The 25,462-nt window shown below is 58.7% G+C and carries 23 protein-coding genes; 8 read left to right on the top strand and 15 right to left on the bottom strand.

The genetic code is table 11. The features are described from left to right. The first annotated feature begins 128 nt into the window (after nt 1-128). Together GSQ81_RS04495 and GSQ81_RS04490 are read left to right on the top strand one after the other, a co-directional pair. On the top strand, nt 129-413 hold the full coding sequence (locus GSQ81_RS04495; protein ID WP_158909488.1) for a DUF427 domain-containing protein: 285 nt from the start codon (nt 129-131) through the stop codon (nt 411-413). A gap of 25 nt (nt 414-438) precedes the next feature. Further along, a complete protein-coding gene (locus GSQ81_RS04490) occupies nt 439-1,638 on the top strand; it encodes an acyltransferase (protein ID WP_158909487.1) in 1,200 nt (399 codons plus the stop codon). A gap of 13 nt (nt 1,639-1,651) precedes the next feature. Here the strand turns inward: GSQ81_RS04490 and GSQ81_RS04485 are convergent, their stop codons facing one another. The 13 genes from GSQ81_RS04485 to GSQ81_RS04425 form a co-directional block, all read right to left on the bottom strand. Further along, on the bottom strand, nt 1,652-3,139 hold the full coding sequence (locus tag GSQ81_RS04485; RefSeq protein WP_158909486.1) for a sensor histidine kinase: 1,488 nt from the start codon (nt 3,137-3,139) through the stop codon (nt 1,652-1,654). Between the two features lie 134 nt (nt 3,140-3,273). Beyond that, the gene (ilvC, locus tag GSQ81_RS04480) at nt 3,274-4,302 is read right to left on the bottom strand and encodes a ketol-acid reductoisomerase (RefSeq protein ID WP_371715224.1); all 1,029 of its coding nucleotides are present in this window, start codon (nt 4,300-4,302) and stop codon (nt 3,274-3,276) included. A gap of 88 nt (nt 4,303-4,390) precedes the next feature. Next, nucleotides 4,391-4,999, bottom strand: coding sequence for an acetolactate synthase small subunit (ilvN, locus tag GSQ81_RS04475; RefSeq protein WP_158909484.1), 609 nt, complete (start codon nt 4,997-4,999; stop codon nt 4,391-4,393). A gap of 393 nt (nt 5,000-5,392) precedes the next feature. Then, nucleotides 5,393-5,824, bottom strand: coding sequence for a hypothetical protein (locus GSQ81_RS04470; RefSeq protein ID WP_158909483.1), 432 nt, complete (start codon nt 5,822-5,824; stop codon nt 5,393-5,395). Nucleotides 5,825-5,910: 86 nt separating this feature from the next. Further along, nucleotides 5,911-6,186: a hypothetical protein gene (locus GSQ81_RS04465; RefSeq protein WP_158909482.1), complete on the bottom strand. Its 276-nt coding sequence runs from the start codon at nt 6,184-6,186 to the stop codon at nt 5,911-5,913. A gap of 13 nt (nt 6,187-6,199) precedes the next feature. Beyond that, entirely contained in the window at nt 6,200-7,954 is a 1,755-nt protein-coding gene (gene ilvB, locus GSQ81_RS04460; protein WP_158909481.1) for a biosynthetic-type acetolactate synthase large subunit, read from the bottom strand. A gap of 481 nt (nt 7,955-8,435) precedes the next feature. Next, complete coding sequence (gene ilvD, locus GSQ81_RS04455; RefSeq protein WP_158909480.1) at nt 8,436-10,133, bottom strand: dihydroxy-acid dehydratase; 1,698 nt, start codon at nt 10,131-10,133, stop codon at nt 8,436-8,438. Between the two features lie 77 nt (nt 10,134-10,210). Next, nucleotides 10,211-10,849, bottom strand: a complete 639-nt coding sequence (leuD, locus tag GSQ81_RS04450) for a 3-isopropylmalate dehydratase small subunit (RefSeq protein ID WP_158909479.1) — start codon at nt 10,847-10,849, stop codon at nt 10,211-10,213. 2 nt (nt 10,850-10,851) lie between these two features. Further along, entirely contained in the window at nt 10,852-11,331 is a 480-nt protein-coding gene (locus GSQ81_RS04445; protein ID WP_158909478.1) for a hypothetical protein, read from the bottom strand. Nucleotides 11,332-11,346: 15 nt separating this feature from the next. Beyond that, on the bottom strand, nt 11,347-12,774 hold the full coding sequence (gene leuC, locus GSQ81_RS04440; protein WP_158909477.1) for a 3-isopropylmalate dehydratase large subunit: 1,428 nt from the start codon (nt 12,772-12,774) through the stop codon (nt 11,347-11,349). Then, nucleotides 12,771-13,463 (bottom strand): hypothetical protein, encoded by a 693-nt coding sequence (locus GSQ81_RS04435; protein ID WP_158909476.1) that lies wholly within the window; start codon nt 13,461-13,463, stop codon nt 12,771-12,773. Before GSQ81_RS04435 ends, leuC begins: the two co-directional genes overlap by 4 nt. A 111-nt stretch (nt 13,464-13,574) precedes the next feature. Beyond that, a complete protein-coding gene (gene leuB / locus GSQ81_RS04430) occupies nt 13,575-14,684 on the bottom strand; it encodes a 3-isopropylmalate dehydrogenase (protein WP_158909475.1) in 1,110 nt (369 codons plus the stop codon). Nucleotides 14,685-14,711: 27 nt separating this feature from the next. Then, nucleotides 14,712-15,887 (bottom strand): 2-isopropylmalate synthase, encoded by a 1,176-nt coding sequence (locus GSQ81_RS04425; RefSeq protein ID WP_158909474.1) that lies wholly within the window; start codon nt 15,885-15,887, stop codon nt 14,712-14,714. A gap of 123 nt (nt 15,888-16,010) precedes the next feature. On the opposite strand from GSQ81_RS04425, the gene GSQ81_RS04420 reads away from it, so the two are divergent. From GSQ81_RS04420 to GSQ81_RS04410, 3 genes are all read left to right on the top strand, one after another. Then, on the top strand, nt 16,011-16,934 hold the full coding sequence (locus tag GSQ81_RS04420) for a LysR family transcriptional regulator (protein ID WP_158909473.1): 924 nt from the start codon (nt 16,011-16,013) through the stop codon (nt 16,932-16,934). A 116-nt stretch (nt 16,935-17,050) separates the two neighbouring features. After that, complete coding sequence (locus GSQ81_RS04415) at nt 17,051-17,530, top strand: Spy/CpxP family protein refolding chaperone (RefSeq protein WP_158909472.1); 480 nt, start codon at nt 17,051-17,053, stop codon at nt 17,528-17,530. Nucleotides 17,531-17,726: 196 nt separating this feature from the next. Then, nucleotides 17,727-18,332 carry an outer membrane beta-barrel protein gene (locus GSQ81_RS04410; RefSeq protein ID WP_158909471.1) on the top strand — a complete coding sequence of 202 codons (606 nt, stop codon included), beginning with the start codon at nt 17,727-17,729 and terminating at the stop codon, nt 18,330-18,332. Between the two features lie 103 nt (nt 18,333-18,435). Here GSQ81_RS04410 and GSQ81_RS04405 read toward each other — a convergent pair whose 3' ends face one another. Together GSQ81_RS04405 and GSQ81_RS04400 are read right to left on the bottom strand one after the other, a co-directional pair. Further along, on the bottom strand, nt 18,436-19,272 hold the full coding sequence (locus GSQ81_RS04405) for a formate/nitrite transporter family protein (RefSeq protein WP_158909470.1): 837 nt from the start codon (nt 19,270-19,272) through the stop codon (nt 18,436-18,438). Nucleotides 19,273-19,517: 245 nt separating this feature from the next. Next, on the bottom strand, nt 19,518-20,189 hold the full coding sequence (locus GSQ81_RS04400; RefSeq protein WP_158909469.1) for a hypothetical protein: 672 nt from the start codon (nt 20,187-20,189) through the stop codon (nt 19,518-19,520). 68 nt (nt 20,190-20,257) lie between these two features. Here GSQ81_RS04400 and GSQ81_RS04395 point away from each other — a divergent pair, with 68 nt between their 5' ends. From GSQ81_RS04395 to rpoN, 3 genes are all read left to right on the top strand, one after another. After that, complete coding sequence (locus GSQ81_RS04395) at nt 20,258-22,783, top strand: LptA/OstA family protein (protein WP_158909468.1); 2,526 nt, start codon at nt 20,258-20,260, stop codon at nt 22,781-22,783. Then, nucleotides 22,780-23,508 carry an LPS export ABC transporter ATP-binding protein gene (gene lptB / locus GSQ81_RS04390; RefSeq protein ID WP_158909467.1) on the top strand — a complete coding sequence of 243 codons (729 nt, stop codon included), beginning with the start codon at nt 22,780-22,782 and terminating at the stop codon, nt 23,506-23,508. Before GSQ81_RS04395 ends, lptB begins: the two co-directional genes overlap by 4 nt. 208 nt (nt 23,509-23,716) lie before the next feature. Next, complete coding sequence (rpoN, locus tag GSQ81_RS04385; RefSeq protein WP_158909466.1) at nt 23,717-25,438, top strand: RNA polymerase factor sigma-54; 1,722 nt, start codon at nt 23,717-23,719, stop codon at nt 25,436-25,438. Nucleotides 25,439-25,462 lie beyond the last annotated feature (24 nt).

Here is a 25,462-nt window from a genome sequence, read left to right as displayed (position 1 = left end):
TGCCTTCCTTTTCGGCATCGCTTCTGTTACAAATAGCTTGGTAGCATTCAGGGTTCAGAACCCCGCTCATTGGCGTGTCTGCAAGAATGATGAGCTGTAACTTATTGAAAAGAATAAGGTAGCGAACAATGGCAAAGGCAGTATGGAATGGCCAGACGCTGGCTGAAAGCGAGACATACGAGACAGTTGAGGGAAACATTTACTTCCCGGAAGAGACAGTTAAGCGAGAGTTTTTGAGACCCAGCTCAACGACCTCCAGTTGCCCGTGGAAGGGGCAGGCTCGCTACTACACCATTGTTGTCGATGATCAGGAAAATCAGGATGCGGCGTGGTATTACCCCGATCCCAAGCCTGCCGCGCGCAACGTGAAGCACCACATCGCCTTCTGGCGTGGCGTGGAAGTCACGAAGTAGGCGAATACCAAATAGGTGGATAAAAATGAGTGAGTCCGTGGTGTCAATGACACTACCGCCCGCGAAAACCGGAGGTGCAAAACCTCCTAAATTTTATATGCCGCAGTTGGACGTCATGCGGTTCTTTGCTTTTTTATCCGTTTTTTTCCTGCATTGCCTTCCAGCAGTCGATGTTTCAAGCCATGTCGGAGGAGCGCGGATAGTCGCTCTATTCGCAAAGACGATCGAATCGACTGGCCGCAATGGCGTGGGACTTTTCTTTCTGCTCAGCTCTTATCTGATAACAGAGCTTTTAGCGCGAGAGAGAAAAGCAACGGGGGCAATTCACCTCAAGATGTTTTATATGCGAAGAATCCTTCGCATATGGCCCCTCTATTACTTTGTTGTGCTGATCGGGCTGCTTATCCAGCCGCTCAATAAGGAATACCACCTTACGTTGCCGGTCATCCTGAGCTTTTTGTTTTTTGTGAACAACTGGCATGTTGTGCTCTATAAATTCATATGGTCGCCCATCCTGCCGCTCTGGACTGTATCGGCGGAGGAGCAGTTCTATCTGATATGGCCCTTTGCGATGTGGAAGTTTTCGCGTCGAACGATGCTGTGGCTCTGTTCCATTGCAATTGTCGTAATTCCCCTGATCACTTATCGAACTACAAGCACGCCCTGGAGAACAGAAACCACTGAGTTGGTGGCGACTCTTCTTTTCTTCCCGCTTGGCGGAATCCTGTCCATGGTTCTCAAGCCAAAAGTTTCTCCATCAACCCTGTTGAAGTTCTGGGCATTGTTCTTTCTCGGACTGGTATGCTGGATCGTTGGTGGTATCTGCTCTCAGCCCAATGGAGACCTCCTGGCTTCGCCGCCGCAGACCCTTCTCGGCAAAGCGATCATTGCTGTTGGCACCGTTATCATCTTCATGGCATTTCTGCGCAGCAACCCGGCAATTTGGCCGCAGCCATTGGTCTATCTCGGAAAGATCTCGTTTGGGCTCTACGTCTATCACCATCTTGTCTATGATCTTGTTGCAGCGCTGACGAAATCTATAGGGCTGGGAGTTCAGACAGGACGGAATCACTCGCTTTACAACGTGCTCATCTTTGGATTGGTGGTACTGCCTGTAACCCTGTTAGGCACGATCGGGGTCTCGGCACTCTCCTACCGTTACCTTGAGACCCCATTCCTGCGCTTGAAGGATCGGTTCGCAGTGGTGCATTCCCGGGACATCTAGAAATGCGGTTGAGCTAATAAGCCTGTGCCTGGTCCAGCGGCAGGCGGACCTGGAAGCAGGTCGCTCCGGGCTTCGATTCGACTGTCAGAAAGCCGGAGTGGCGGCTGACGATGCGCTGAGCGGTATCGAGTCCGAGGCCGAGCCCATGTCCGGGGGCCTTCGTCGTGAAAAAAGGCTCAAAGATACGCGACTGGATGGCCGGATCGATCTCAGGGCCATTGTTCCAGATCTCGATGCTCGCCATCGTACCGGTGAGGCAGGTGCGCAGGCGAAGAATGCCGGGCTCGCCGCTGGAACGGATGGCTTCGATTGCGTTTTCGATGAGCGCAGTCCAGACCTGGCTGAGTTCGCTGCCATAGGCGCTGATCGGCGGAAGTGCCGGATCGAAGTCGCGCTCGATGGTGATGCCCTGCAGCCGCGAGGAGAACATGGCCAGCGTGGCCTCGAGCGACAGTGCAATATCGATGTCCTGAATCGGCGCCTGGTCCATGTAGGAGTAGTCCTTGATGGCGCTGATGAGGTCGAAGATGCGGACGGTCGAGTCGACAATGGCCTCGGTCATGCGCTCGACGCGCAGCGACGTGGCAAAGGTGCCGATGGTGATGGGGACAAGCTCCGGTGGAGCGTGGCGCGCCAGATCGTCGAGATGTTCGAGCGTGATGCGTGTCTCGGAGAGCGAGGGCGCAATCGTCCATGGCTCGGTGACATTGTGGTCGATGAGCCACTTGGTGAGTTGCTCTTCGCGGTCTGAGGAGGCCAGCGGATTCTGAGGCGCGACCGTTTCGCTGGAATACGCCGCCATGCTGGCACGGGTGCGGATCACCCAGTCCTTATAGATCTTGGACTGCTCCGGCGTGAGACAAAGCGAGCCAAGCAGATACTTCTGGTCGCCGTACTTGCGCAGTTCGCCGAAGAGGCTGGCGGCAGAGCGCTGTGCCGCCGACGCTGGATTATTCAGCTCATGCGAGAGGTTGCCCGCGAGTTTGCCCAGTGCGGAGAGCTTCTCTGCCTGCTGCTCCATGCGCGTAACCTCACGTACGCGGTCGAGCAGTACGGAGACGCACCGTTGCGCCATCGAGGGGATAGCGGCCAGCATCTCGGGAAAGAGAGACTCGTGAATGTCGAGGACCCAACTGGGGCCGATGGTGTAACCATCTCCGCCATAGGTTTTCATGCGCGAGTAGGGCAGCTTGCCGGTCATCTGCCCGGCGCGGCCGACGAAGAGCGCCATGGGGCCGGAGTGGCGGCGGCGGACATGGACCTCTCCGCGAAGGATGAAGACGAGGTGCGAGGTGGGCGCTCCTTCGCGAAAGATCAGCGCATCGCCGCCGTCGCTGATACGCTCGGTGCCATGGTTGGCCAGCCACGTGTACTCCTCATCGGAGAGTCCGATGAGCGGAGTGATGGTGCGCAGCGCGGCGATGATCTCAAGCAGCGGCGTGGGTGTTGCAGGTGTGATGGGAGCTAGGTATGGCTCGGCTTGGAGGGTCGCGGTTTCCATAGGGCGTGTGCTCCAGTTCTGTTGTTATGGTAGTCGATGCTGTAAAGTACGCAGATTTTTATGTGCAGGTTCCCTTATAAAAGTACAAAGGGCGGAGCCAGAAGCCCCGCCCTTCGTTTGGTTGCGAATGGCGGTCAGGCCTTGACGACGGCTCCGTCTTTGACGACGACGGGGTCGAGAAACGGCATGGATTTGCGAAGCTCTGCGCCGACCTTTTCGATCTGGTGTGCTGCTTCCTGCTTGCGGATGCGGGCGAATTCGTGGCGTCCGGTCTCGTTCTCTTCGATGAACTTCTTGGCGAAGCTGCCGTCCTGAATATCGTTGAGCAGCCCCTTCATCGCCTTCTTGACCTCAGAGGTGACGATGCGCGGACCAGCAACGTAGTCGCCCCACTCCGCTGTGTCCGAGATGGAGTGGCGCATGTACTCGAGGCCGCCACGATACATCAGGTCGACGATGAGCTTCAGCTCATGCAGCACTTCGAAGTAGGCAAGCTCCGGCTGATATCCAGCCTCGACCAGCGTCTCAAAGCCAGCCTTGACCAGCGCCGAGGTGCCCCCGCAGAGAACTGCCTGCTCGCCAAAGAGGTCGGTCTCGGTCTCTTCGGTGAAGGTGGTCTCCAGAACACCGGCACGCGTGGTGCCGATGCCCTTGGCGTAGCTCAGTGCAAGCGCGAGCGCTGTTCCACTCGCATCCTGCTCGACAGCTACGAGCGCGGGTACGCCGCCGCCTTCGGTGAAAACCTCGCGTACGCGATGGCCGGGAGCCTTGGGCGCAACCAGCGAAACGTCAACACCGGCAGGCGGGGTGATGGTGCGGAAGCGGATGTTGAAGCCGTGCGCGAACATCAGCGTCTTGCCGGGTGCCAGGTTCGGCTCGATGTCGGCGTGATAGACCTTGGCCGCGGTCTGGTCGGGCGTCAGGTTCATGATGACGTCGGCCCACTTCGAAACTTCGGCGACGGTGCCGACCTGAAGGCCAGCCTTGCGCGCGCGCTCCACGTTGGGGCTGTCGGCGCGGAGACCGACGCGCACATCGACGCCGGAGTCCTTGAGGTTGAGAGCATGGGCGTGGCCCTGCGAGCCATAGCCGATGATGGCGACTTTCTTCGCCTGGATAAGAGAGAGGTCTGCGTCTGCGTCGTGGTATGCCTTAGCCATGATGGTGTTCGTGTCCTTTAGGTTAATGGTAGCTCAGTGAATCCGTTGACGACCATGAATTGCGCGGATTTTATTCCGCAGTCGTGAAGTTTTAGTGTTCGTCAAACTGGTTAGGGATGATATCGCTGGTTGGCACAACGGGAATACCGGCTTCGGGACTCCCGTTCGGTGTGCCCAGAGCCTTGAGCACCCTGCTGGTGTGGTGGCCGCGCCGCATGGCCATGCGGCCGGTGCGCGAGACTTCGAGAATGGTGTAGCCGCTCTCGCGCAGCACCTGCAGCAGCCCTTCGATCTTCGAGGAACTGCCCGTCATCTCCAGCATGATCGACTCGGGCGCAAGATCGACGACGCGCGCGCGGAAGACACTCGCCAACTCGAAGATCTGCGAGCGCGACGAGAGCCCGTTCGGCTCCCTCGGCCCGGCGGCGACCTTGATCAGGCAAAGCTCGCGGATGACGGCCTCGCTGCGGCCTACCTCGTCGACATCGACGGTGATCTCGAGCTTGTAGAGCGAGGCGCGAATGCGGTCGGCGGCGTGCTCCGGCGCCTCGCAGACGATGGTCATGCGCGAGGTGTCGACGCGTTCGGACTCGCCGACGGTGAGCGAGACGATGTTGATGTTCAGACGGCGAAAGAGCGAGGCGACCCGGGTAAGAACGCCAGGCTTATCGGAGACGAGGGCTACAAAGGTGTGGAGCATGTCATTATCTCGATTCGTTTATCTTGCTGCTTCAAAATTTGATCGGTTCGGTAACCCAGAAGAACGGTTGCTAAAAGGAACATCCAATTCGAAATTTGCGGCGAAACATAGGGCTGAAAATAGCCGAGTCGATGAAGGGTTAAAGCGATAGTAAGCGCGAATATGATTGCGTTGAGAACCAGAAATATTCTCTCAATCCAGTTGTCAGTTGCGCGTGTTAGCCAAAGAACTATCCAGATGCAAAATAATCGTGCAAAAATCAGATTGAAAAACACGAAAAATGATGGATCGAGATGCGACGTTGGCATGTGAGAATGCCATCTGAATATCCACTGTAGCGTCGATTCCAGATAGAAGCAGAATGCCCAGACATACCATCGTGTCTTCATGCGATTACGGTTTCTCCTGAGGGGTAACAGGTACTGTCGTTGCGCGAGATGCTGGAGGCGCGGGATACGTCGGGATATAAGTTTTGGGAGTCTCAAAGAGGATGAGTTCTCCGGGCTTCGCCTTGGGTCTGGCATTGCTGCACAGATTGCCGGTGGTCATGCCATTGGCCTGAATCTCGGCAATGGAGTAGTTGGTGTAAAGCTCGCCGCGCGAACGGCAGTCGGCATACATGTTCGAGAGGATGCGGATGATGGTCGCGTGGCCCGTGTCCACGTCGATGATGCCGTCTTTATCCGTCTTCATGGCGACGGATCCAATCTGATCGACTCTTAGTGCTACGTTGAGATTCTCGTCGGTGACGGCTTTGTTCGTCTGTGCGTTGATGATTCTGATTTTGACTGAATGTTGCTGTGTCTTCGCAAAGGCTGGTGCCATTGCGAGCAGAAGCAGGAGCGCAGTTGCTCGGGTTGTTGTGCCGGATTTAGCGTTTGATTGGCCTAGGATATGCACATGAATGCCTTTTAGTGGGGCAGCGATTTATTGGATCGCATTCGGAGAACAACTAGAGCAACTAAAGCAAACAACACGGAGTCAAAAATTGTGGCAAAAACGAGAAATGCAATACCGTGATCCGATTCGATACCTTGCGGGAAAAACAGCGCCGCGAGAAGTGTTCCTGGCAACAAAACTATGCCGATGCTGCTGAACCGCTCTATTGAAGCTATCCCTGCAAGAATCGCTACAGAAGCTATTCCAATAAGAGCGGCCCAGCCGAGTTGTAACCTGTCGACGGACATAATTTTGATCTAGCTACTCATCCTCGGCAGTCTCAAGCAGCGGATCCTTTGTCGGTCTGCGAACCATCTCATGCAGGGCAGCACCCGGCGCGATCATCGGATAAACTCCATCTTCTTTCTCTACCTGAAAATTAATCAGAAATGCCTTGCCGCTGGTGCGAGCTTTTGTAACTGTGGGGATTACATCCTTGCGCTGGCTGACGGTTGCGCCCGCGATGCCATGCGCTGCGGCGAGCGCAACGAAGTCAGGCGAGAGGATGGGGCTGGCGGCGTAGTTCTTGTCGTAGAACGCCTCCTGCCACTGCCGCACCATGCCGAGGAAGCCATTGTTGATGACCGCAATGTTGATGGCCAACCCCTCCTGCGCGATGGTCGAAAGCTCGGAGGCGGTCATCTGGAAGCCGCCATCGCCTGCGATCACCCAAACGTCCTTCTCGGGGCACGCGACCTTTGCGCCGATGGCTGCGGGCAGCGCGAAGCCCATCGTGCCCAGACCGCCGCTGGTGACCAGCGTGCGCGGAGAGTCGTGCTTGTAGTACTGTGCCTCCCACATCTGGTGCTGGCCTACGTCGGTCACGATGATGGTCTGGGCTGTTCTTCCAGCGGCTTCGGCTTCGCGCCAGATGTCGTTGATGACGTGCGCGGCGTAGAGATGGCCGTTGTCGGGAAGGTTGATGATGTCGCGCACCGAAGCATCGCCCTTCATCGCATTCACGGCCTTGATCCAGCTTGCGTCGGACTTCTTCGGCAGCAGCGGCAGTAACAGATCAAGCGTCTGGCGCAGGTCGCCGATCAGCGCCACGTCGACCTTGACGTTCTTGTTGATCTCGCTGGGGTCGATCTCGATGTGGATCTTCTTCGCGTTGGGCGCGTAGCTGGCGAGGTTGCCGGTAACGCGGTCGTCGAAGCGCATGCCGAAGGCGAGCAGAAGGTCGGCCTGCTGAATCGCGTTGTTCACCCATGACTCGCCGTGCATGCCCATCATGCCCAGCGACAGCGGATGGTGTGTCGGAAACGATCCAAGACCGAGCAGCGTGCTGGCCACCGGAATCTGCTGGCGTTCGGCGAAGGCGAGCACCTCGGCCTCGGCTCCCGACTGCGTGATGCCGTGACCCGCGAGGATGACCGGGCGCTTGGCCGACTGAATCAGCTCGATGGCCTGCTTGATCGACGAGCTTTCGGCGCGGAGCATCGGATGAGGACGATGCGGCGGCGGCGCGGCAGCCTCGAAGTCGAAGGTGGCTGTGGCCTGCTGCGCGTCCTTGGTGATATCGACCAGCACCGGACCGGGGCGTCCCGACTGCGCGATCTGGAAGGCAGCACGGATGGTCGGCGCGATATCTTCGGCGCGTGTCACCAGCCAGTTGTGTTTGGTGATCGGCATGGTGATGGCGGTGATGTCCACCTCCTGAAACGCATCGGAGCCGAGCACCTTGGAGGAGACCTGTCCCGTGATGGCCACCATGGGAATGCTGTCGAGCATGGCCGTGGCGATGCCGGTCACGAGGTTGGTCGCGCCCGGGCCGCTGGTGGCGATGCACACGCCAGTCTTGCCCGAGGCGCGGGCGTAACCGTCGGCCATGTGCGAGGCTCCCTGCTCATGGCGCACGAGCACATGGTGGATGCTGGGGAACTTGCGCAAGGCATCGTAGACGGGCAGGATAGCTCCGCCGGGATAGCCGAAGACTTTATCTACGCCTTCGCCAGCCAGCGTGGCCCAAACGATTTCGGCTCCGGTAAGGGTGGGGTGCTGATTTTTGTCTACCATCTTGTTCTCCCTCGCTAAGACTACAATTTCAAGTTCAACTTCGATTAGTTTGTCCTACCAGATTCGTTGGTCAATATAAGGTCTTCAAGTCGTTTGGCTGCATTCGATGAACGAGCGATTTCATGCAACGAAGGACTCCAAATCGGAAGGAGGAGATACCGGCTCCAAAAAGGCTTGTTATTCAGTTTGATCAGGATGTAGAAAGCCCATCGTTGTTTGGGTGTTTGGAATGATTCCCAATCGACCTGAATTGGCTTATTCCACCTTCGATAGACAAGTCCGTTTTCATTAAGAGTCGCAAAGACAATGCATGAGAGATAGATTTCGAACCCAATTAGAAAAGGGACAAAAATCCAAAAGGGAATGGATCGCGGACTACCGAAAAAGACAAAAGCAAATGGGAAGAACAATACCTGAAAGACTCTCACCAGATGAGTAGTTGTTCGGCTGCCGAATTTGACTTGATCGGTTTGCATAGCTTTTACGTCGTGACAGCGCCCTTCGATGCGCTGCTTACGGTGTTGGCATATTTGGCGAAGACTCCGCTGTTGAAGTGCGGCACCGGAGCTTTGACAGCTTTGAGTCGCGCTGCAATCTCCTCAGCAGGAACTTCAAGCCGCAGCTCGCGGTTTGGAATATCGAAGGTGATCGTGTCGCCTTCATGAACAGCGGCAATCGGTCCGCCAAGCTGAGCTTCAGGCGCAACGTGACCAGCCATCAAGCCGCGCGTAGCACCGCTGAAGCGTCCGTCAGTGAGGAGCGCGACCGTCTCCGAAAGCTCAGGAATGCCTTTGACCGCAGCCGTAACCGCGAGCATCTCGCGCATTCCCGGACCACCGCGTGGCCCTTCATAACGAATGACGAGAACGTCTGAAGGATTGATCTTGCCCGACTCAACCGCGGCAGATGCGAGATCCTCGGAGTCGAAGACGCGCGCAACGCCCTGATGGAAGAGCCGCTCATGTCCAGCCACCTTGATGACGCAGCCTTCGGGAGCGAGATTGCCCTTGAGGATGACCAGACCTCCGGTCGGCTTCAGCGGCTTGTCCCATGTACGAATGATGACCTGGCCCGGTGTCTCGTGCGCAGCCCTGGCCTCTTCGTGCAGGGTCTTGCCGGTGACGGTGATGGTGTCGTGCAACTGTCCGCGCTCCATCAACCGCTGGGCCAGCAGGCGCGATCCGCCCGCCTCCTGATAGTCCTTGGCGGTGTACTTGCCGCCCGGTGAGAGGTCGCAGATGAACGGCGTGTGCTCGCTGATCTTGTCGAAGTCCTCCATCGAGAGGGGGATGTTCAGCTCGTGCGCGATGGCGATCAGGTGCAGCACCGCGTTGGTCGATCCGCCCGACGCGCAGACTGCGGCGATAGCGTTCTCGATGGACTCGCGGCTCATGATCTTGCGCGGTGTGAGGCCCTTGCGTGCAAGGTCCATCACAAGGCGGCCAGCCTGACGCGAGGCCTCGTGCTTCTCGGGCGACATGGCGGGAACGCCGGTGATCTCGATGGGCGAGATGCCGAGGAACTCGCCAGCCATCGCCATGGTGTTGGCGGTGAACTGGCCGCCGCAGGCTCCGGGGCCGGGACAGGCCGCAGCTTCGAGGGCCTCAAGCTCGGCGTCGTTGATCTTGCCCGCTGCATGCGAACCCATGCCTTCAAAGACGTTGAGGATGGTGATGTCCTTGCTGGTGCCGTCGGGCTGCTGCAGATGGCCGGGAGCGATGCTGCCGCCGTAGAGCATAAGGCCGGGGATGTCGAGACGCGCCAGCGCCATGATGGCGGCGGGCATGTTCTTGTCGCATCCGGCGATGCAGACGATGCCGTCGAAAGAGTTGGCGCGGGTGACGAGTTCGATCGAGTCGGCGATGACCTCGCGGGAGATCAGCGAAGCCTTCATGCCCTGCGTGCCCATGGTGATGCCGTCGTGAACGGTGATGGTGTTGAACTCCATCGGCGTTCCACCGGCTTCGCGGATGCCCTGCTTGACGGCCTCGGCGATCTTGCGCAGGTGGAAGTTGCAGGGGCCGACCTCGGTCCACGTGTTGGCGATGCCGATGATGGGCTTGTGCAGGTCTTCCTTGCTGAAGCCGACGCTGCGAAAGTAGGAGCGCGCAGCGGCGCGGGACGGGCCTTCGGTGAGGGCGATGGAATTTTTCTTTGCGGGATCGAGTTCGTTGCTCAAGATGTCAGCCTTTCAGGGTGGATCGAGTTAGCAAATCGGCTAGCCAGCGAACCGGCGAGTCAGCGTGATGATGACTATTAAGAAGCTTTTGCGGCTTTGGGTGCAGACCAGAAATCTTTATTGTGTTTGGATTCGAAGGCGTCCAGTTCGGATTCGTGGCGCAGGGTGAGACCGATGTCGTCGAGCCCATTCAGCAGGCAGTATTTGCGGAAAGGGTCGATGTCGAAGTGCGCGTTGAAGCCCTTGTCGTCAGTGACCGCCTGGGCTTCGAGATTGATGGTCAGCTTGTGTTCGGGGTCTTTGGTGCAGCGTTCGAGCAGCGTCTGTACATCCTCTTCGCTGAGGCGAACGAGGATGATGCCGTTCTTGCCCGCGTTCGAGAAGAAGATATCGGCAAACGTCGGCGCGATGACGGCGAGGAAGCCGTACTGGTTGAGCGCCCATGCCGCGTGCTCGCGTGAGCTGCCGCAGCCGAAGTTCTTTTCGACGATGAGGATCTGCGCGTTCTTATGTTCGGGCTTGTTGAGAACGAAGTCTGGCCGTTCTTTGACGACGTCAGGCGTTTCGGAGTCGTAGCGCCAGTCGAAGAAGAGGAACTCGCCGTAGCCGGTGCGCTCGATGCGCTTGAGGAACTGCTTGGGGATGATCTGGTCCGTGTCGATGTTGGGCAGCGGCAGCGGGACGGCTTTCGAGGTGAGGACGTTGATGGGTTCCATTGTTAGTTCCTGTCCGAAGTATTTTGCTTCTGCACTTCAAGATCACTGCGACGAAAAAATGGCCAAACTGAAGCATCGCCTTCCGGTTGGTCAAGATAATTAGCAATTCTCTCTTCCACCGACGGAACTCTTGGTATAAGTCCCAGAGTGATGAGAAGAGAGCGAGTAAAACCAGTGCTCATAAAATTTGATTCATGCCATTCGTACTCATAGTTTTCAGCAAGAAACTGGCAACAACGATTGGCAATTTCCCGTGTTTCTGAATCAAGTTCGTATTCGCCTTCGAGCTTGTGAGCATTGAAATCATCAAACCAGTTCCAAGACATTCCATGGATTGCTTTAATAGTTATATCTTTGCTCCCTTTCCTCCCAAATAATTCAGGTAAGGGATACTCAGATTCATAGTCGTCATTTGTAATCTCGCAGTTAAGAAACCGTTGGAGTGCAGCGCGAGCTTCATCACGTGCCTGACGATCAACCATGAAATCTACTCTCGCTCAGCGAGAGCCTCCCTTCCACTTGCGAATGTCGGTGAAGTGGCCGGTGATGGCGGCTGCGGCGGCCATCTCGGGACTGACGAGGTGAGTGCGTCCTCCGCGGCCCTGTCGGCCTTCGAAGTTGCGGTTGCTGGTCGAGGCGCAACGTTCGCCGGGTTGCAGAATATCGGGGTTCATGCCGAGGCACATGCTGCAGCCGGGCTCGCGCCACTCGAAGCCTGCGGTCTTGAAGATCGCATCGAGGCCTTCCTCTTCGGCCTGGCGCTTGACCGCCTGCGAGCCGGGGACGACCATCGCGCGGACGCGAGTCGCGATGTGGTGGCCTTTGACGACAGCGGCTGCGGCGCGAAGGTCTTCGATGCGGCCGTTGGTGCAGGAGCCGAGGAAGACGGTGTCGATGGCGATCTCTTCCATCGGCGTGCCGGGCTTGAGCGCCATGTACTCGTAGGCACGCTCGAAGGACTTGCGGTCGGCTTCGGTCGGGGCTTCGTCAAGCGTAGGAACGCTGGCATCGATGGTGGTGGTCATGCCGGGCGACGTGCCCCAGGTGACTGCCGGAGCCAGCGTGGCCGCGTCGATATGCATCTCGCGGTCGAACGTTGCGCCTTCGTCGGTGGGCAGCGTGCGCCAGTGCGCGACAGCTTCATCCCACGCAGTGCCAGTGGGCGAGAAGCGACGGCCCTTGAGGTAAGCGAAGGTGGTTTCATCGGGAGCGATCATGCCTGCGCGGGCACCGGCCTCGATGCTCATGTTGCAGATGGTCATGCGGCCTTCCATCGAGAGCGCGCGAATGGCCGAACCGGCGTACTCGACGGCGTAGCCGGTGGCCCCGTCGGTGCCGATCTTGCCAATAATGTCGAGGATGATGTCCTTTGCCGTGACGCCGAAGGGAAGCTCGCCATCGATGGTGATGCGGAAGGTCCTGGGCTTGGACTGCGGCAGCGTCTGCGTGGCCATGACGTGCTCGACCTCGCTGGTGCCGATGCCGAAGGCCAGCGCGCCGAAGGCTCCGTGCGTCGAGGTGTGTGAGTCGCCGCAGACGATGGTCATGCCGGGCTTGGTCGCTCCCAGCTCGGGCCCGATCATGTGGACGATGCCCTGCGAGGCGTCCTGCACGTCGAAGAACTCGATACCGAACTCGGCGCAGTTTTTGCGCAGCGCGTTGACCTGCGTGGCCGAGATCTGGTCGACGATATGGAGGCGGTCGTAGGCGCTGGTGGTGGGAACGTTGTGGTCTACCGTGGCGATGGTGCGGTCAGCGCGGCGCAGCTTGCGGCCAGCCATGCGCAGCCCGTCGAAGGCCTGCGGCGACGTGACCTCGTGGACGAGGTGCAGGTCGATATAGAGGATGGTGGGTTCGCCCTCGGGCTCGACGACAAGATGCTGTTGCCAGACTTTTTCGAATAACGTTTTGGGTGTCGCGGTCATGATTTTGCCTTGATTTCAGGTTGCTCGGTGATGGTGTTGGCTCCGATGGCTGCGGGCTTGATCTGGTGCGGCTTGCCGTCGGGATCAACAAGAATTGCGTTGGTGATGATCTGGTGAATCGTGGTGCCGAGTGGTGGCTCGGCGGTCCAGCGGGCGATGCTGTGCGTCAATGCCGCCGGAATGTGGTCGGCATCGATGGTCTTATTGCTGAAGATCCATAAGGTGTACTCGGCACCGGGCTGGTCGGGAGTCTTATTCTGCTGGATCCAGTTGATTGCGGCGAAGACGACGAGCGGCTGCGGGAGACCGAGATCGACAAAGAGCAGGCCACGGTCAGGACAGAAACGAAAGACGCAGCCAGTGACGGTGAGATAGCGGTTCTGATCGGCGAGGACCTTGCCGGGTACCGAGAGATAGTCCAGCGCGGTCTCTGCGAGCGACTTTGGCTTTGGCCCGGTCTGGCTCCAGAAGGTCTGAGGCGTAGTGAGGTATTGCGCCAGAAACGGCTGGAAGTGAGGATCGAGGACGAGAGCGTTTTCGCGGCCATCGGCGGGTGGCGGGCTGTATTGCCACATCCATTCGACGTTTGCCTTGGGCTTCGACTCCTTGTGTTTGAAGAGGTCCGCACGCGTCGCCGCCGTTCCTGTGATGAGGAGGAGAATGGCGGCGAGTTGGAGATGGCGGCGCATTGGATGACTGCATACCCCGGGGCTAAAGCCCCCTAATCATGCTGGTTTAGAAGGCCAAGGCTGAAGCCTTGGCGTACCCAGAAGCAAAAGGAATTGCAAAGAACTCTCGTGTTAGACGGCGTGCATGGACTGGCGGCGGTCGATCGATTCGGTCAGCGCCTGGTGGACTCGCTTGCCCATCTCCTGCGTGGTAACGGTCTGCTGGCTGGAGCTTTGGCCGCGGGCGATATCTGCCGTGCGGTAGCCCTCGTCGAGCACTTTAAGGACGGCCTGTTCGACCGCGCGGGCATCCTGCTCAAGATTTGCGGAGTGGCGAAGGATCATCGCCGCAGTCAGGATTGCGCCGAGCGGATTTGCCTTGCCGGTTCCGGCGATATCGGGAGCGCTGCCGTGGACGGGCTCGAAGAGATTGACTGCGCCGCCGATGGTGGCCGAGGGCAGCATGCCGAGCGAGCCTGTGATGACTCCGGCCTCGTCCGAGAGAATGTCGCCGAAGAGGTTCTCGGTGAGGACCACGTCGAAGTTACGCGGGATGTTCATGATGTGCATCGCCATCGAGTCGACGAGCTGATGCTCGAGGGTGACGTCGGGATATTCCTTCGCAACTTCGGTGACGGTGGCGCGCCAGAGTTGCGAGACCTCGAGGACGTTGGCTTTGTCGACCGAGGTGACCTTCTTGCGGCGTTTGCCCGCAAGTTCGAAGGCGACGCGGGCCACGCGGACGACCTCGTCGCGGGTGTAGCGCATTGTGTTGATGGCTTCGTTGGTCTCTTTATTCCACTCGCGAGGCGCGCCGAAGTAGAGGCCGCCGAGCAACTCGCGGACGAAGAGGATGTCAACGTTCTCTGTGACCTCGGGGCGCAGCGGAGAGCTGGCGCTAAGGGCTTTATAAGCGATAGAGGGGCGCAGATTGGCAAAGCCGCCGAGAGCCTGACGAATCTGCAGGAGGCCAGCCTCGGGGCGCTTGTCTGGAGTGAGCGCATTAAATTTGTTATCGCCTACAGCACCGAGCAGGACGGCATCGGAGTCAAGCGCAGCGTCGAGCGTGGCGGTAGGAAGCGGCGAGCCGGTCTCGGTGATGGCGGTTCCGCCGATCAGGCCTTCGACGAAGGTAAAGTCGTGGCCGCCAAGCTCCGCGACAGCACGCAGAATATTGGTAGCTTCACGGGTGACTTCGGGGCCGATGCCGTCGCCGGGCAGCACTGCAATCTTGAGACGCATGAATGATGTTCCTTTTTTGCTGTGCGGCTAGTGGATGACGGCCGCGGATTTGTCTGGTTGCAGGAGGCCGAGGAGGTCCTGATCGTAGATAGATTTCTTGCGGTCGGCGAGTTCGGTGAAGCGGTGATAGACCTCGTCGAGCTGTTCGCGGGTGAGCGGGTGACCCAGCTTTTCAAAGCGTTCTACAAGGGCACGCCGTCCGCTGTGTTTGCCGAGGACGAGGTTGGTATTGGCGACACCGACCGATGCGGGCGTCATGATCTCGTAGGTCAGCGGATTGGCCATCATGCCGTGCTGGTGGATGCCGGACTCGTGCGCGAAGGCGTTGGCTCCGACGATGGCCTTATTGGGCGAAGCTCCGAAGCTGATGCACTGAGCCAGCATCTGGCTGGTGGGATAGAGCTGCTCCATCTTGATGTTATTGGTGTAAGGGAAGCGGTCGTGGCGCACCATCAGCGCGGCGGCGATCTCTTCGAGAGCAGCATTGCCTGCGCGCTCGCCGATGCCATTAATTGTGCACTCCACCTGACGCGCTCCGCCTTCAACTCCGGCGAGTGTATTTGCCACAGCCATGCCGAGGTCGTCATGGCAATGGGTCGAGAGGATAACCTTCTCGATGCCGGGAACGCGTGCCTTGACCATGCGGAAGATGTTGGCGTACTCCTCCGGCGTGGTGTAGCCGACGGTGTCGGGGATATTGATGGTGGTCGCACCGGCCTGGACGGCGACCGTGATCATCTTGATCAGAAACTCGTGATCGGTGCGGGTGCCGTCTTCGGTCGAGAACTCGACGTCGTCGGTAAAGGCAAGCGCCTGCCGAACAGCTTCGCCAGCCTGATCGAGGGCCTGCTCGCGGGTGATGCGGAGCTTGTATTCGAGATGAAGATCGGATGAAGCCAGGAAGAGGTGGATGCGGTTGCTCGGCGCCGGTGCGATGGCTCGGCCTGCCGCCTTGATGTCCTCGCGCTTACAACGGGCGAGCGATGCGATGCGCGTTCCCTTGACTTCGCGGGCGATGGCCTGAACCGCGTTGAAGTCGCCGTCGGAGGCGATGGCGAATCCGGCTTCGAGGATGTCGACGCCGAGGTTCACCAGTTGATGCGCCATGCGCAGCTTTTCCTCATGGTGCATGGTGCAGCCAGGGGACTGTTCGCCGTCGCGGAGGGTGGTGTCGAAGAAGACGATTTTGTTTGGGTCAACCATATAAAGTTGGCACTCCCGATCTAGACGTCATCATAATGCAGGCTTATGATGACTTCCACGTGTATCAGTAATTCTAATTGATGTATTCAAGCTGGGTAATTCTATTTCTCGCGGGGTAACGGTATGGATCTGGTCCAGATGGAGACATTTCTGGCAGTGGCAGAGGAGCGGAGCTTCTCCCGTGCCGCGACAAGGCTTCATCGCACCCAGCCAGCGGTGAGCCAGGCGATTGCGAAGCTCGAAGGCGAGCTGGGAGAGATCCTTTTTGAGCGGTCGTCGCGGGATGGAACGCTGACCGATGCCGGGGAAGTCCTGCGAGAGTATGCGGCTAAGTTGTTGAATCTAAGGAATGAAGCAGGGGTAGCTTTGACCGAGCTGCGGTCGCTGCACCGAGGGCGGTTGAACCTGGCGGCGAACGAGTACACCTGCCTTTATCTCTTGCCGCTGCTGGATGAATTCCGGCGACAGAATCCGCGGATCAAGCTCGCCGTGCAGCGGTCGTTGGCCAGCCGCATCTCGGACGAGGTGCTGATGCATTCGGTAGAGATTGGCGTGCTGTCCTTCCGGCCGGATGACGCACAGGTGAAGTCGATGGTGGTCTATCGCGATGAGCTGGTGTTTGTCGTGAATCCTCGGCATCCTCTGGCACAGGCGGGGACGGTTTCGATCCGCCAGCTTGGAGCGCAGAACTTTATCGCGCACAATATCTCGTCGCCGCAACGCCTGAAGGTGATTCAGGCGTTCAAGCGGCATAAGACCACGCTGCACATGGGAGTAGAGCTGCCCTCGCTGGAGGCGATCAAGCGCTTCGTAGAGATGGGCAATGGCGTGGCATTGGTGCCCGGGTTGACGGTGCGGACAGAGTTGCAGAGCGGGGCTTTGGTGCGCGTGCAGATTCCCGAATTGCAGATCGAGCGTAAGTTGCGGCTGGTCTATCGGAAACAGGCAAGCTTGTCCCATGTAGCACTCGCTTTTTTGAAGGTGGTAGAGGCCTATGCGGCAGCGCATGGCGATCCCTATTGCTTTCAGCCGGAGCGAGGGATGTAGATTTGTCGTGAAATTTCAGGCTTTGGGAAACCTTTATCCGGAAACAGCGTCTGTACCCGATAGACTTATGCGCCGGAGAAGACCTCTCCGGTGGATGGACACGAGAGAGGTATCCGATGAAGATGAACCTGTTTCATAAACCGATGATGCGAGCGGCTGTGTTGGCGCTCTGTACCGCTACCCTGAGCACGGCGCCGATGCTAATGGCGCAGGATAATACCGCACCTCCTCCACAGCAGCAGGACAACGCGGGGCCACCGCAGGGCGGCCATGGCAGAAGGGGCGGAAATCAGGTCGAGATGCTGACCAAGCGCCTGGACCTGACTCCCGACCAGGTGACGCAGGTGAAGGCCATCGATGCCGATCAGATGAGCCAGATGAAGGCGCTGCACGACGACACCAGCACATCGAGGGAAGACAAGCGCAGCAAGATGGGTGCGATTCGTCAGGCATCGCAGGACAAGATCCGCAATGTGCTGACCGACGAGCAGAAGCCGAAATATGACGCCATGCTGGCAAAGATGCAGGAGCACCGGCAGAACCGTCAGGGCGGCGACGAGGGAGGCGCACCTCCTCCTCCGCCACCACCGCAATAACAGCAGGGAAAATGGGAACAACGAGGCCGGGGGATGCATTGTCCTCCGGCCTTCTTTCGTCCGTGGCCGTTCTGTGGGCCCGTGTGCGGTTACAATGAAGGACAATGACTACGGCGCTCCGTGACTGTTTTCCAAACGCGTTGCCTGTGGGACAGCGTAGAAGGTCATGGACGAATTCGAAGGGATCTAGCGAAGAATGAAGAAGACGATATTGTTGCTGGGCGCACTGATGCTTACAGCAGTTGCCGGTTACGCGCAGGAGAGCCGGCAGGACGTGAGCATAAGCGCTTCAGGAATATTTGCCCCCGAAGTGCACGGAAATGCCATACAGAAGGATACGACCACGACCCTGGGCTTGCTGGCCAGCTACCGCTATATGCTTACGCCGCGCAGCGCGCTCGAGATTAACTACGGGTATGCGCAGAACACGAACAAGTTCATCGTTTCGGGCAAGGCGAACGGAGGCATCCATACTCTGCAGTCGGAGTACAGCGCAGCCTATGTCTATAGCCTGAACTTCGGGAAATTCAATCCTTTCGCGGAAGCTGGCCCGGGCGTGATGGTCTATCACCCGCTGCTGGACAATGGGACCTACCAGATCGACGCGAAGTCGAATACCGAAATCGGCGGTATCTTTGGAGCCGGCGTGGCCTATGAGATCAGTCCCAGCTTCGATATCCGTGCTGAATATCGTGGTTTTGTGGGCAAGACCCCGGATTTCGGCCTTCCGGGCGATATCTTCAAGACCAACCGGTACCAACTTAGCTCGTCGCCCTCAATCGGTATCGCGTATCACTTTTAGTTGAACCCTGAGCTGAATCGGGCTTCGGTATAAAAATAGATAGGGCGAGCTCCCCTCCTTTACGGCACATCGTAAAGGAGGGGAGCTTTGTTCTTTGGCAGGGCTAGGCTTCCTGAAGCTCGACCTCAGCGATGGGTTCTGGAATTACTTCTGGAGTTTGCGATGGGGACATCCAGAACATCGGTAGACCGACGAAGAGTAGTCCGCCGACCAGGTTGCCCAACGTGACGGGAATCTGGTTCCAGAGCCACCACTCGCGATAGCTGACATGGGCGCCCATCCAGATGCCTGCCGGAATGAGAAACATGTTGACGACGGAGTGCTCGTAGCCGAGGGCGAAGAAGGTAAAGACCGGCAGCCAGCAGGCGATAATCTTGCCCAGCGTCGAGCGTGAGGTAAGACCCATGACGACGCCCATGCAGACCATCCAGTTGCACAGAATGGCTTTGAGGAAGGCGAGCGCGATGCCGGAGGTCCCAAGTTTTTCATAACCGAGGGTTTTAGCCTGGGCTGCGGCGACGATCAGCGAGGCTGCACCGGTGGCAGGGACATGATGAAACTGGGTCTGGACCGCGGCATACATCCACGCATAGAGTAGACCGCCGATGAGGTTACCGATGAAGACCCAGAGCAGGTTCGAGCCGACACGAAGGGCGCTGGAGCGTCCAGTGAGCAGCGTGAGCGGGATCATCGAAAAACTGCCCGTGACCAGCTCCAGCCCAAGGACGACGATCATGGCGAAGCTGACGGGAAAGAGGATGGCCCCGACTAGAGGCGCAAGCCCCTGTGAGGTGGCCGTGAAGGCGACCGTGGTGGCGAAGCCGAGCAGCGCTCCGGAGAGAATGCCACGCAGCAGCAGTTGTGGGATAGGCAGCCGGGATTTGGTGGCGGCGGTGGCGAGGAAGGATTCGGCGACTTCCGAGGGCTTGATATAGTCCATGGGATCCTCTTTATGGGGCTGAGAGATGGTTAAGTGCGACCAAAGATGCGGGGGATCGATCCCGGGCATGGAATGGTCGTTGAACTTCAAACTTCAGGATTTGGAGATGGCTCGGCAGGGAGCCTGGAGAAAGACAACTCGTAGGGTGGAGCGAACACGCCGTGGTGTCAGTAGAGTTGTCCCTGTGAAGACAGGGTTACACAAGGCAGTGCGGTTGACAAGCTCGTAGATGCCGGATTCTGCCGCTAATTGAGGCGCTGGAGCCGGGCAATCAGCTTTTCGGCCAGCGGCTCGCCGGACTCCGTCCAGAGCAGACGGCTGCTGATGCCGCAGTGCTTTTCTACCGAGAGAGTGAAGGCCAGCAGCATCTCTACATTTTGCTGGATGCGCTTCTGGGCCAGTTCGTCGAGCTCGGTGTCTTCAAGCGTGTCGTCCATGACCCAGGGGGTATCGAGGCCGAAATCGATGCGGATGTGGCCGTTCTGATCGTAGCTGGCGTCATCGAAGCCGGGGCCGAAGCCGAGGATGCGAACGGTGGAGGGCTGGAGCTTCCAAAGAGTGTCGAGTTCGGCGGCGGGATCACCGGGGGCTCCCGATTCCGGCATCCAGAGCTTCCACTTCATCTCGAACTCGTAGGCCATGTCGTCGTGAAGCTGCTCGGTGGCCTCGGCCACGGCGTTCTCGATGATGGAGGCCTCGGAGTCCTGGGCGCGGTCGTCGTTGACGTAGATGCGCTGGTAGGTCGGAGCTTCGGTGAAGCTGATGGGATAGACGGAGGCGGCGGTGACGCGCTTGCCTTCCGGGCCTCCGCTTCCGCTGATGAGCGCGAACTGGCGCAGGACCGAGACCAGCGCGGCGGGCAGCGCCTCGAAGCGGAAGTTGGGGAACCAGAGGCTTAGGTAGAGCTGATCGGCCATAGATAGAGTTTACAGGGATTAGAAGCTGGAGTGGCTTCCCGGAATGAGAAGATAGGTTGGGCGGTTTGATGCGTATTTCGATGTCTGTCGAGAGGCTTAGAGTTTGGTTGCTGGTGGGCGCGGCCCTGTTGGTGGCGGTGATCGCTGCATTTCTGGGGTATGCGCACTATCGGGCGCACCGGTTTCTGACCGAACTGCCGGCAAAGCTCGGGATCGACATAACGCGGGAGACGAATGGGTTCACCTATTCGCAGTCGGGTGGGCCGAATGGAAAGACCTTGTATACGATCCATGCAGCGAAGGCGATCCAACACAAGGATGGAAAATACACGCTGCACGACGTCGGCATCGTGGTGTATGGGCACGACTCGAACCGGGCCGACCGCATCTACGGCAGCGAGTTCGAGTATGACCTGAAGAATCAGGTAATTCGGGCAGTCGGTGAGGTGCGTATTGATCTGCAGGCCCCGGCCCCGGCGAGCGCCAAGGACAAGCGTGCGTATGCAGCTGGGGGGGAATCGACCGGGACGGAGCCAGTGGGGGGGCAACCGGGGAAGTATGCGCGGATCATCCATGTCAAGACCAGCGGGCTGGTCTTTATGCAGAAGCTGGGGATAGCAGCGACCGACAAAGAGATTGAGTTTGAGTCGGGAGGAATCACCGGCAATGCCGTTGGTGCGGACTACGACTCGGATACGGGCGTGATGGTCTTGCATTCGTCGGTGAGAGTGGTGGGTCTGCAACAGGGGCAACCGGCGACGCTGACGGCGACGCGTGCAGAGCTGGACAGGCCTGCCAAGCTCCTGGTGCTGACGCAGGCGAAGTATGTGCTGGTCGGTGGCGCGAAGGCGGGTGTAGGGCAGACAGTGGAGGCGCAGCGGATGGTCGTGCATCTCCGTGAGGATGGCTCGGCCGAGCGGATGGACGCTGAGGGCGCGGTGACGCTGACCGATGGTGATGGAGGCAGAGTGGTGGCTCCGCGAGGCAATGTGTTGCTGGACGCGCAGAGCAAGCCGCAGTCGGCGGTGCTGTCAGGCGGGCTGCACTATGTCGCGGATGAGTCGTTGCGACAGGCGCAGGGAGAGGCCACTGAGGGAAGGGCTTCGTTCGACAAGGCGGGGCGGTTGCAGCACATGGTGCTGACGGGCGCGGTGAAGCTGCACGAGCGAGTTCGGGCTGCTGACGCAGCCAATGCGCTGTGGAGCGAGCGCGATCTTGGGGGGGGAGTGGTAGAGCTTGCGCTGGTCTCGGATAAGGCAGGGAAGGCGCAGTTGCAGGATGCGAAGGCGAGCGGAGATGCTCGTTTGAAGGTTGTGAGCCCATCGGCTAAGTCGGGACACGCGACGACGACGAGCAGCGATCTGGCCGGGGATGTCTTGACGGCGCATTTCGTGCCTGTGGATGGAGTGCAGCGGATCTCGGTGGTGAATGGAGCGGGGCATACCTCTCTGCGGCAAGTAAATGCCGAGGGCGTGGTGAATACCAGTTCGGGCGATGGGCTTGAGGTGCACTTCAAGCCGGCGGTTGGCCATGCCGGAGGTGCGACGGATGAGATCTCGTCCGCGGTGCAAGAGGGCAATGTGACGATGACGCAGACACCGGTGAAGAAGCCCGGGGATGCGAGCGCGCCGCAGGAAGAGAAGGCTACGGCAGCACGGGCCGTCTATGACGGCGGGACGCAGAAGCTGACGCTCACGGGTAATGTGCAGATGGCGGATGCAGGAAGCATTTTGTGGGCGGATCGCGTTGCTCTGCAGCAGCAGACAGGTGACGCTGAGGCTGACGGGACGGTGAAGGCGAGCTATCAGCTTTCGGGCAAGGAGAGCGAGCCGGTGCATGTGCTGGCAGTGCGGGGTGTGTTCAAGCATGATGCGGGACTGGCGATGTTCTATGGCGGCGCGGGCAAGCCAGCGCGGCTTTGGCAGGGAGCTTCGCAGGTGGAGGCTCCGGTGATTCAGTTTGATCAGAAGAAAAAGGAATTGGTAGCGCATGGAGCCGTGCAGGGCGATGCGATGGCTGTGCATACTGTGCTGGTCAGTGCAGGGAATGCAAAGGCTGGTGCGAAGCCGGGTGCAGCGAAGACTGAGGTCGTACGGGTGGCCAGCCGCGAGCTGAATTATTCCGACGCAAACCGGCAGGCTGAGTTCAACGGTGGCGTACAGGTCGAGAGCGCGGACGGACGTATGCGCGGGCAGGATGCGGTGGTCTACCTGCAGGCGGCCCAGAAGACGGGCGCAGGCGATGCGAATGTGAAGAAGACAGCCTCTGCTCATGCGCTGGCGTCGGCGCCGAGTGGGTTTATGGGCGGCGGGGTGGAACGGATTGTGGCGACCGGGCATATCCAGATCGATCAGCCGGGACGGCGAGCGACGGGTGAGCGCGCAGTCTATACGGCGAGCGATGGAATGTTTGTGATGACAGGCACGGCCGCGGTTCTGCCACAGCTTGTTGACGACATCCAGGGGACCGTGACAGGGACATCGCTGCGATTCCATACGGGAGATGAGAGCGTCATGGTTTCTAATGGAGTTTCCGGCGGAGTGGAAGGCAAACAGAGGGTGCGTACAGAGACGCGGGTGAAAAAGGATCGATGAAGACGTTATCGACGGAGGAGATCGGCAAGTCGTATGGCGGACGCCAGGTAGTGCGTGGCGTGAGCCTACAGATCGAGCAGGGCGAGGTGGTGGGTCTGCTGGGGCCGAACGGCGCAGGCAAGACGACCAGCTTCTACATGATTGTCGGGCTGGTGCGTCCTGATGCGGGACGAGTGTTGATGAACGGCGAGGACATCAGCCGTTTGCCGATGTATCTGCGGGCGAGGAACCACGGCATCAGTTATCTGCCGCAGGAGCCCTCGATCTTTCGCAAGCTGACGGTGCAGGACAATATTCTGGCGGTGCTCGAGGCGCAGCAGTTGAGTTGGGAGAGCCGTCGGATGCGCACCGAGAAGTTGATCGAGCAGTTGAACCTGGGGAACGTTCGCAAGACACGAGGCTATGCGCTGAGCGGTGGCGAGCGCAGGCGGGTGGAGATCGCACGATGTCTCGCGATTGAGCCGGCGTTTATTCTGCTGGACGAGCCGTTCTCGGGAATCGACCCGATTGCCGTGCTGGACTTGCAGGAGATTATCTTCGGGTTGAAGAAGAGCGGGATTGGCGTGCTGATTACAGACCACAACGTGAGGGAGACGTTGTCGGTGACGGACCGTGCCTACATTATCAATGAGGGCAGGATCTTTCGCACGGGAACGCCGGGTGAGTTGGGGAGCGACCCGGAGGTGAGGCGCATCTATCTGGGCGAAAATTTTTCAATGAGTTAGTACGGTACAACTTCTGTTGTAAGGTACGGTTACCTCGGATGCGGCGTGCACAGGGTTTCGCAGGATTAGACTTACAGCGAGAACCGGTCGATGCGTGTAGACTGTGGCCAACTGTGGTTGCCTTGTTCGTTTTCAGCATGATTGAAGTCGATGCCGAGGGGACCGCTGGTACAGAATTTATCGCATGCCAAGTATGAGAGGTTAAGATTTGCTGCTGCAACCCAAGCTGAGTATGAAGGTCTCGCAACGCCAGGTACTGACGCCTGGGCTGGTGCAGATGGTCAGCGTGTTGGCGCTGAACAAGCTTGAGTTGAGGGAGATGATCAACACCGAGATGGTGGAAAACCCGGTGTTGGAAGAGCTTGAGGAGTCGGCGGTCTCGCTCGAAGAGCGGTCAGGGATCGAAGGTGACCGCGAACGTTCTGCCGAAGAGGTAGCGGCGGCGAGCGAGCGGGTGGAGAAAGATCCCTTCGACGAGATCGACTTCGGGAGCTACTTTCAGGACTATCTCGATCCTGGATTTCGGACGGCTTCGAACTTCGAGGAGTATGACAAGCCATCGTTCGAGAACTTTCTTTCTCAGCCGAGTACGCTGAGCGACCATCTGCTGTGGCAGCTTGGCTCGCTAACCTTGCCGCCTGAGGTGCGAGCGGCGGCGGAGCTGGTCGTCGGCAATCTGAATGAGAACGGCTATCTTACCGCCAGCGACGAAGAGCTGATGGAGGGGCTGGCACAGTTCAAAAGTCCGGTTTGGTCGGGCCCGATTCCATTCGAGCGCGGCTTAAAAATGAAGGTAGCTCGTTCGCAGGCAGAGGAAACCGGCAACGACGAAGCGCACGAAGGAGAGATTGAGATTGCCGCGGCAGCCGATGTCGAGAGTGCACGACAAGAGACATTGCTGGCAGTGATTCAGGAGGCGCAATCGATCGTCAATTATCTCGATCCGATCGGAGTGGGCGCCAGGGACCTTCGTGAATGCCTGCTGATCCAGATCTCCGCGCAGCAGGGCGAAGCGGCCATTGTGTTACGTCGAAGGCAGATGGCGATCGATCATCCTGCCGATGGCGATGAGGATTCTGCGGTAACCGAGGAATCCTCGGCACCGGTCGACGATGCCGGGCGCGCCGATGTCTTCAGTATTGCGAACCATATCGTGACGCATTGCCTGGCCCTGTTGCAGAAGAAAGACATGCGCGAGTTGACGCGAAGCTGCAGCCGCACCGCGGAGGAGGTGCAGGCGGCGGTTGAGTTCATCCGCACGCTGGACCCTCGCCCCGGACAGCGCTACAACCAGAGCGAAGCACGGCTGATTGAGCCAGACGTCGCATTTGTGAAGCGCGATGACCAGTACATCGTGCTGATGAACGAAGAGGACATGCCTACGCTTCGGCTGAACCAGAGCTACCGGAAGATGTTGCAGCAGAAACAGACGGAAAAAGAAGTGAAGGAGTACGTGAAGGAGCGGTACAAGTCGGCGATTCAACTGCTGCGAAATATCGAGCAGCGGAAGAATACGATTGTGCGCACCTGCGATGTGATCGTCAGGCGGCAGACGGAGTTTCTGGAACATGGGGTCAATGCGCTCAAGCCGATGATGATCAAAGAGGTAGCCGAAGAGATCGGGGTGCATCCTTCGACGGTGAGCCGCGCGGTCGCAAATAAATATGTGCATACGCCGCAGGGTGTGTTTGAATTACGGTTCTTCTTTTCGGAAGGAGTGAATGGACCTGAAGGTGGAGACCTGCCGCTGGTGCTGTTGAAGCGGAAAGTGAAGAAGCTGATTGAAGACGAAGACGAACGCAAGCCGCTGACGGATGACCAACTGGCGGCTGAGTTGCAGAAGCAGGGAATCCAGGTGACGCGGCGGACGGTGGCGAAGTATCGCGAAGACATGCAGATTCCGAGTACGCACCAACGTCGTGTCCGCTGACCGCATCGAACAGAAGACGAGGTA

This window comes from Granulicella sp. L56 (assembly GCF_009765835.1).
GTDB lineage: Bacteria > Acidobacteriota > Terriglobia > Terriglobales > Acidobacteriaceae > Edaphobacter.
Note: the sequence above shows the minus strand (reverse complement) of the source record. Positions and strands in the feature narration are given on the sequence as shown.

Bases quoted from the DNA above. Each gene is read 5' to 3' on its own strand.
- GSQ81_RS04495 (WP_158909488.1), top strand. From the start codon at position 129: ATGGCAAAGGCAGTATGGAATGGCCAGACGCTGGCTGAAAGCGAGACA.
- GSQ81_RS04470 (WP_158909483.1), bottom strand. From the start codon at position 5,824: ATGGCACCAGCCTTTGCGAAGACACAGCAACATTCAGTCAAAATCAGA.
- GSQ81_RS04435 (WP_158909476.1), bottom strand. From the start codon at position 13,463: ATGCGCCGCCATCTCCAACTCGCCGCCATTCTCCTCCTCATCACAGGA.
- leuC (WP_158909477.1), bottom strand. From the start codon at position 12,774: ATGACCGCGACACCCAAAACGTTATTCGAAAAAGTCTGGCAACAGCAT.
- leuD (WP_158909479.1), bottom strand. From the start codon at position 10,849: ATGGAACCCATCAACGTCCTCACCTCGAAAGCCGTCCCGCTGCCGCTG.
- GSQ81_RS04425 (WP_158909474.1), bottom strand. From the start codon at position 15,887: ATGGTTGACCCAAACAAAATCGTCTTCTTCGACACCACCCTCCGCGAC.
- GSQ81_RS04490 (WP_158909487.1), top strand. From the start codon at position 439: ATGAGTGAGTCCGTGGTGTCAATGACACTACCGCCCGCGAAAACCGGA.
- GSQ81_RS04485 (WP_158909486.1), bottom strand. From the start codon at position 3,139: ATGGAAACCGCGACCCTCCAAGCCGAGCCATACCTAGCTCCCATCACA.
- leuB (WP_158909475.1), bottom strand. From the start codon at position 14,684: ATGCGTCTCAAGATTGCAGTGCTGCCCGGCGACGGCATCGGCCCCGAA.
- GSQ81_RS04445 (WP_158909478.1), bottom strand. From the start codon at position 11,331: ATGGTTGATCGTCAGGCACGTGATGAAGCTCGCGCTGCACTCCAACGG.
- lptB (WP_158909467.1), top strand. From the start codon at position 22,780: ATGAAGACGTTATCGACGGAGGAGATCGGCAAGTCGTATGGCGGACGC.
- GSQ81_RS04405 (WP_158909470.1), bottom strand. From the start codon at position 19,272: ATGGACTATATCAAGCCCTCGGAAGTCGCCGAATCCTTCCTCGCCACC.
- GSQ81_RS04420 (WP_158909473.1), top strand. From the start codon at position 16,011: ATGGATCTGGTCCAGATGGAGACATTTCTGGCAGTGGCAGAGGAGCGG.
- GSQ81_RS04395 (WP_158909468.1), top strand. From the start codon at position 20,258: ATGCGTATTTCGATGTCTGTCGAGAGGCTTAGAGTTTGGTTGCTGGTG.
- GSQ81_RS04400 (WP_158909469.1), bottom strand. From the start codon at position 20,189: ATGGCCGATCAGCTCTACCTAAGCCTCTGGTTCCCCAACTTCCGCTTC.
- GSQ81_RS04465 (WP_158909482.1), bottom strand. From the start codon at position 6,186: ATGTCCGTCGACAGGTTACAACTCGGCTGGGCCGCTCTTATTGGAATA.
- GSQ81_RS04410 (WP_158909471.1), top strand. From the start codon at position 17,727: ATGAAGAAGACGATATTGTTGCTGGGCGCACTGATGCTTACAGCAGTT.
- GSQ81_RS04415 (WP_158909472.1), top strand. From the start codon at position 17,051: ATGAAGATGAACCTGTTTCATAAACCGATGATGCGAGCGGCTGTGTTG.
- ilvN (WP_158909484.1), bottom strand. From the start codon at position 4,999: ATGCTCCACACCTTTGTAGCCCTCGTCTCCGATAAGCCTGGCGTTCTT.
- ilvB (WP_158909481.1), bottom strand. From the start codon at position 7,954: ATGGTAGACAAAAATCAGCACCCCACCCTTACCGGAGCCGAAATCGTT.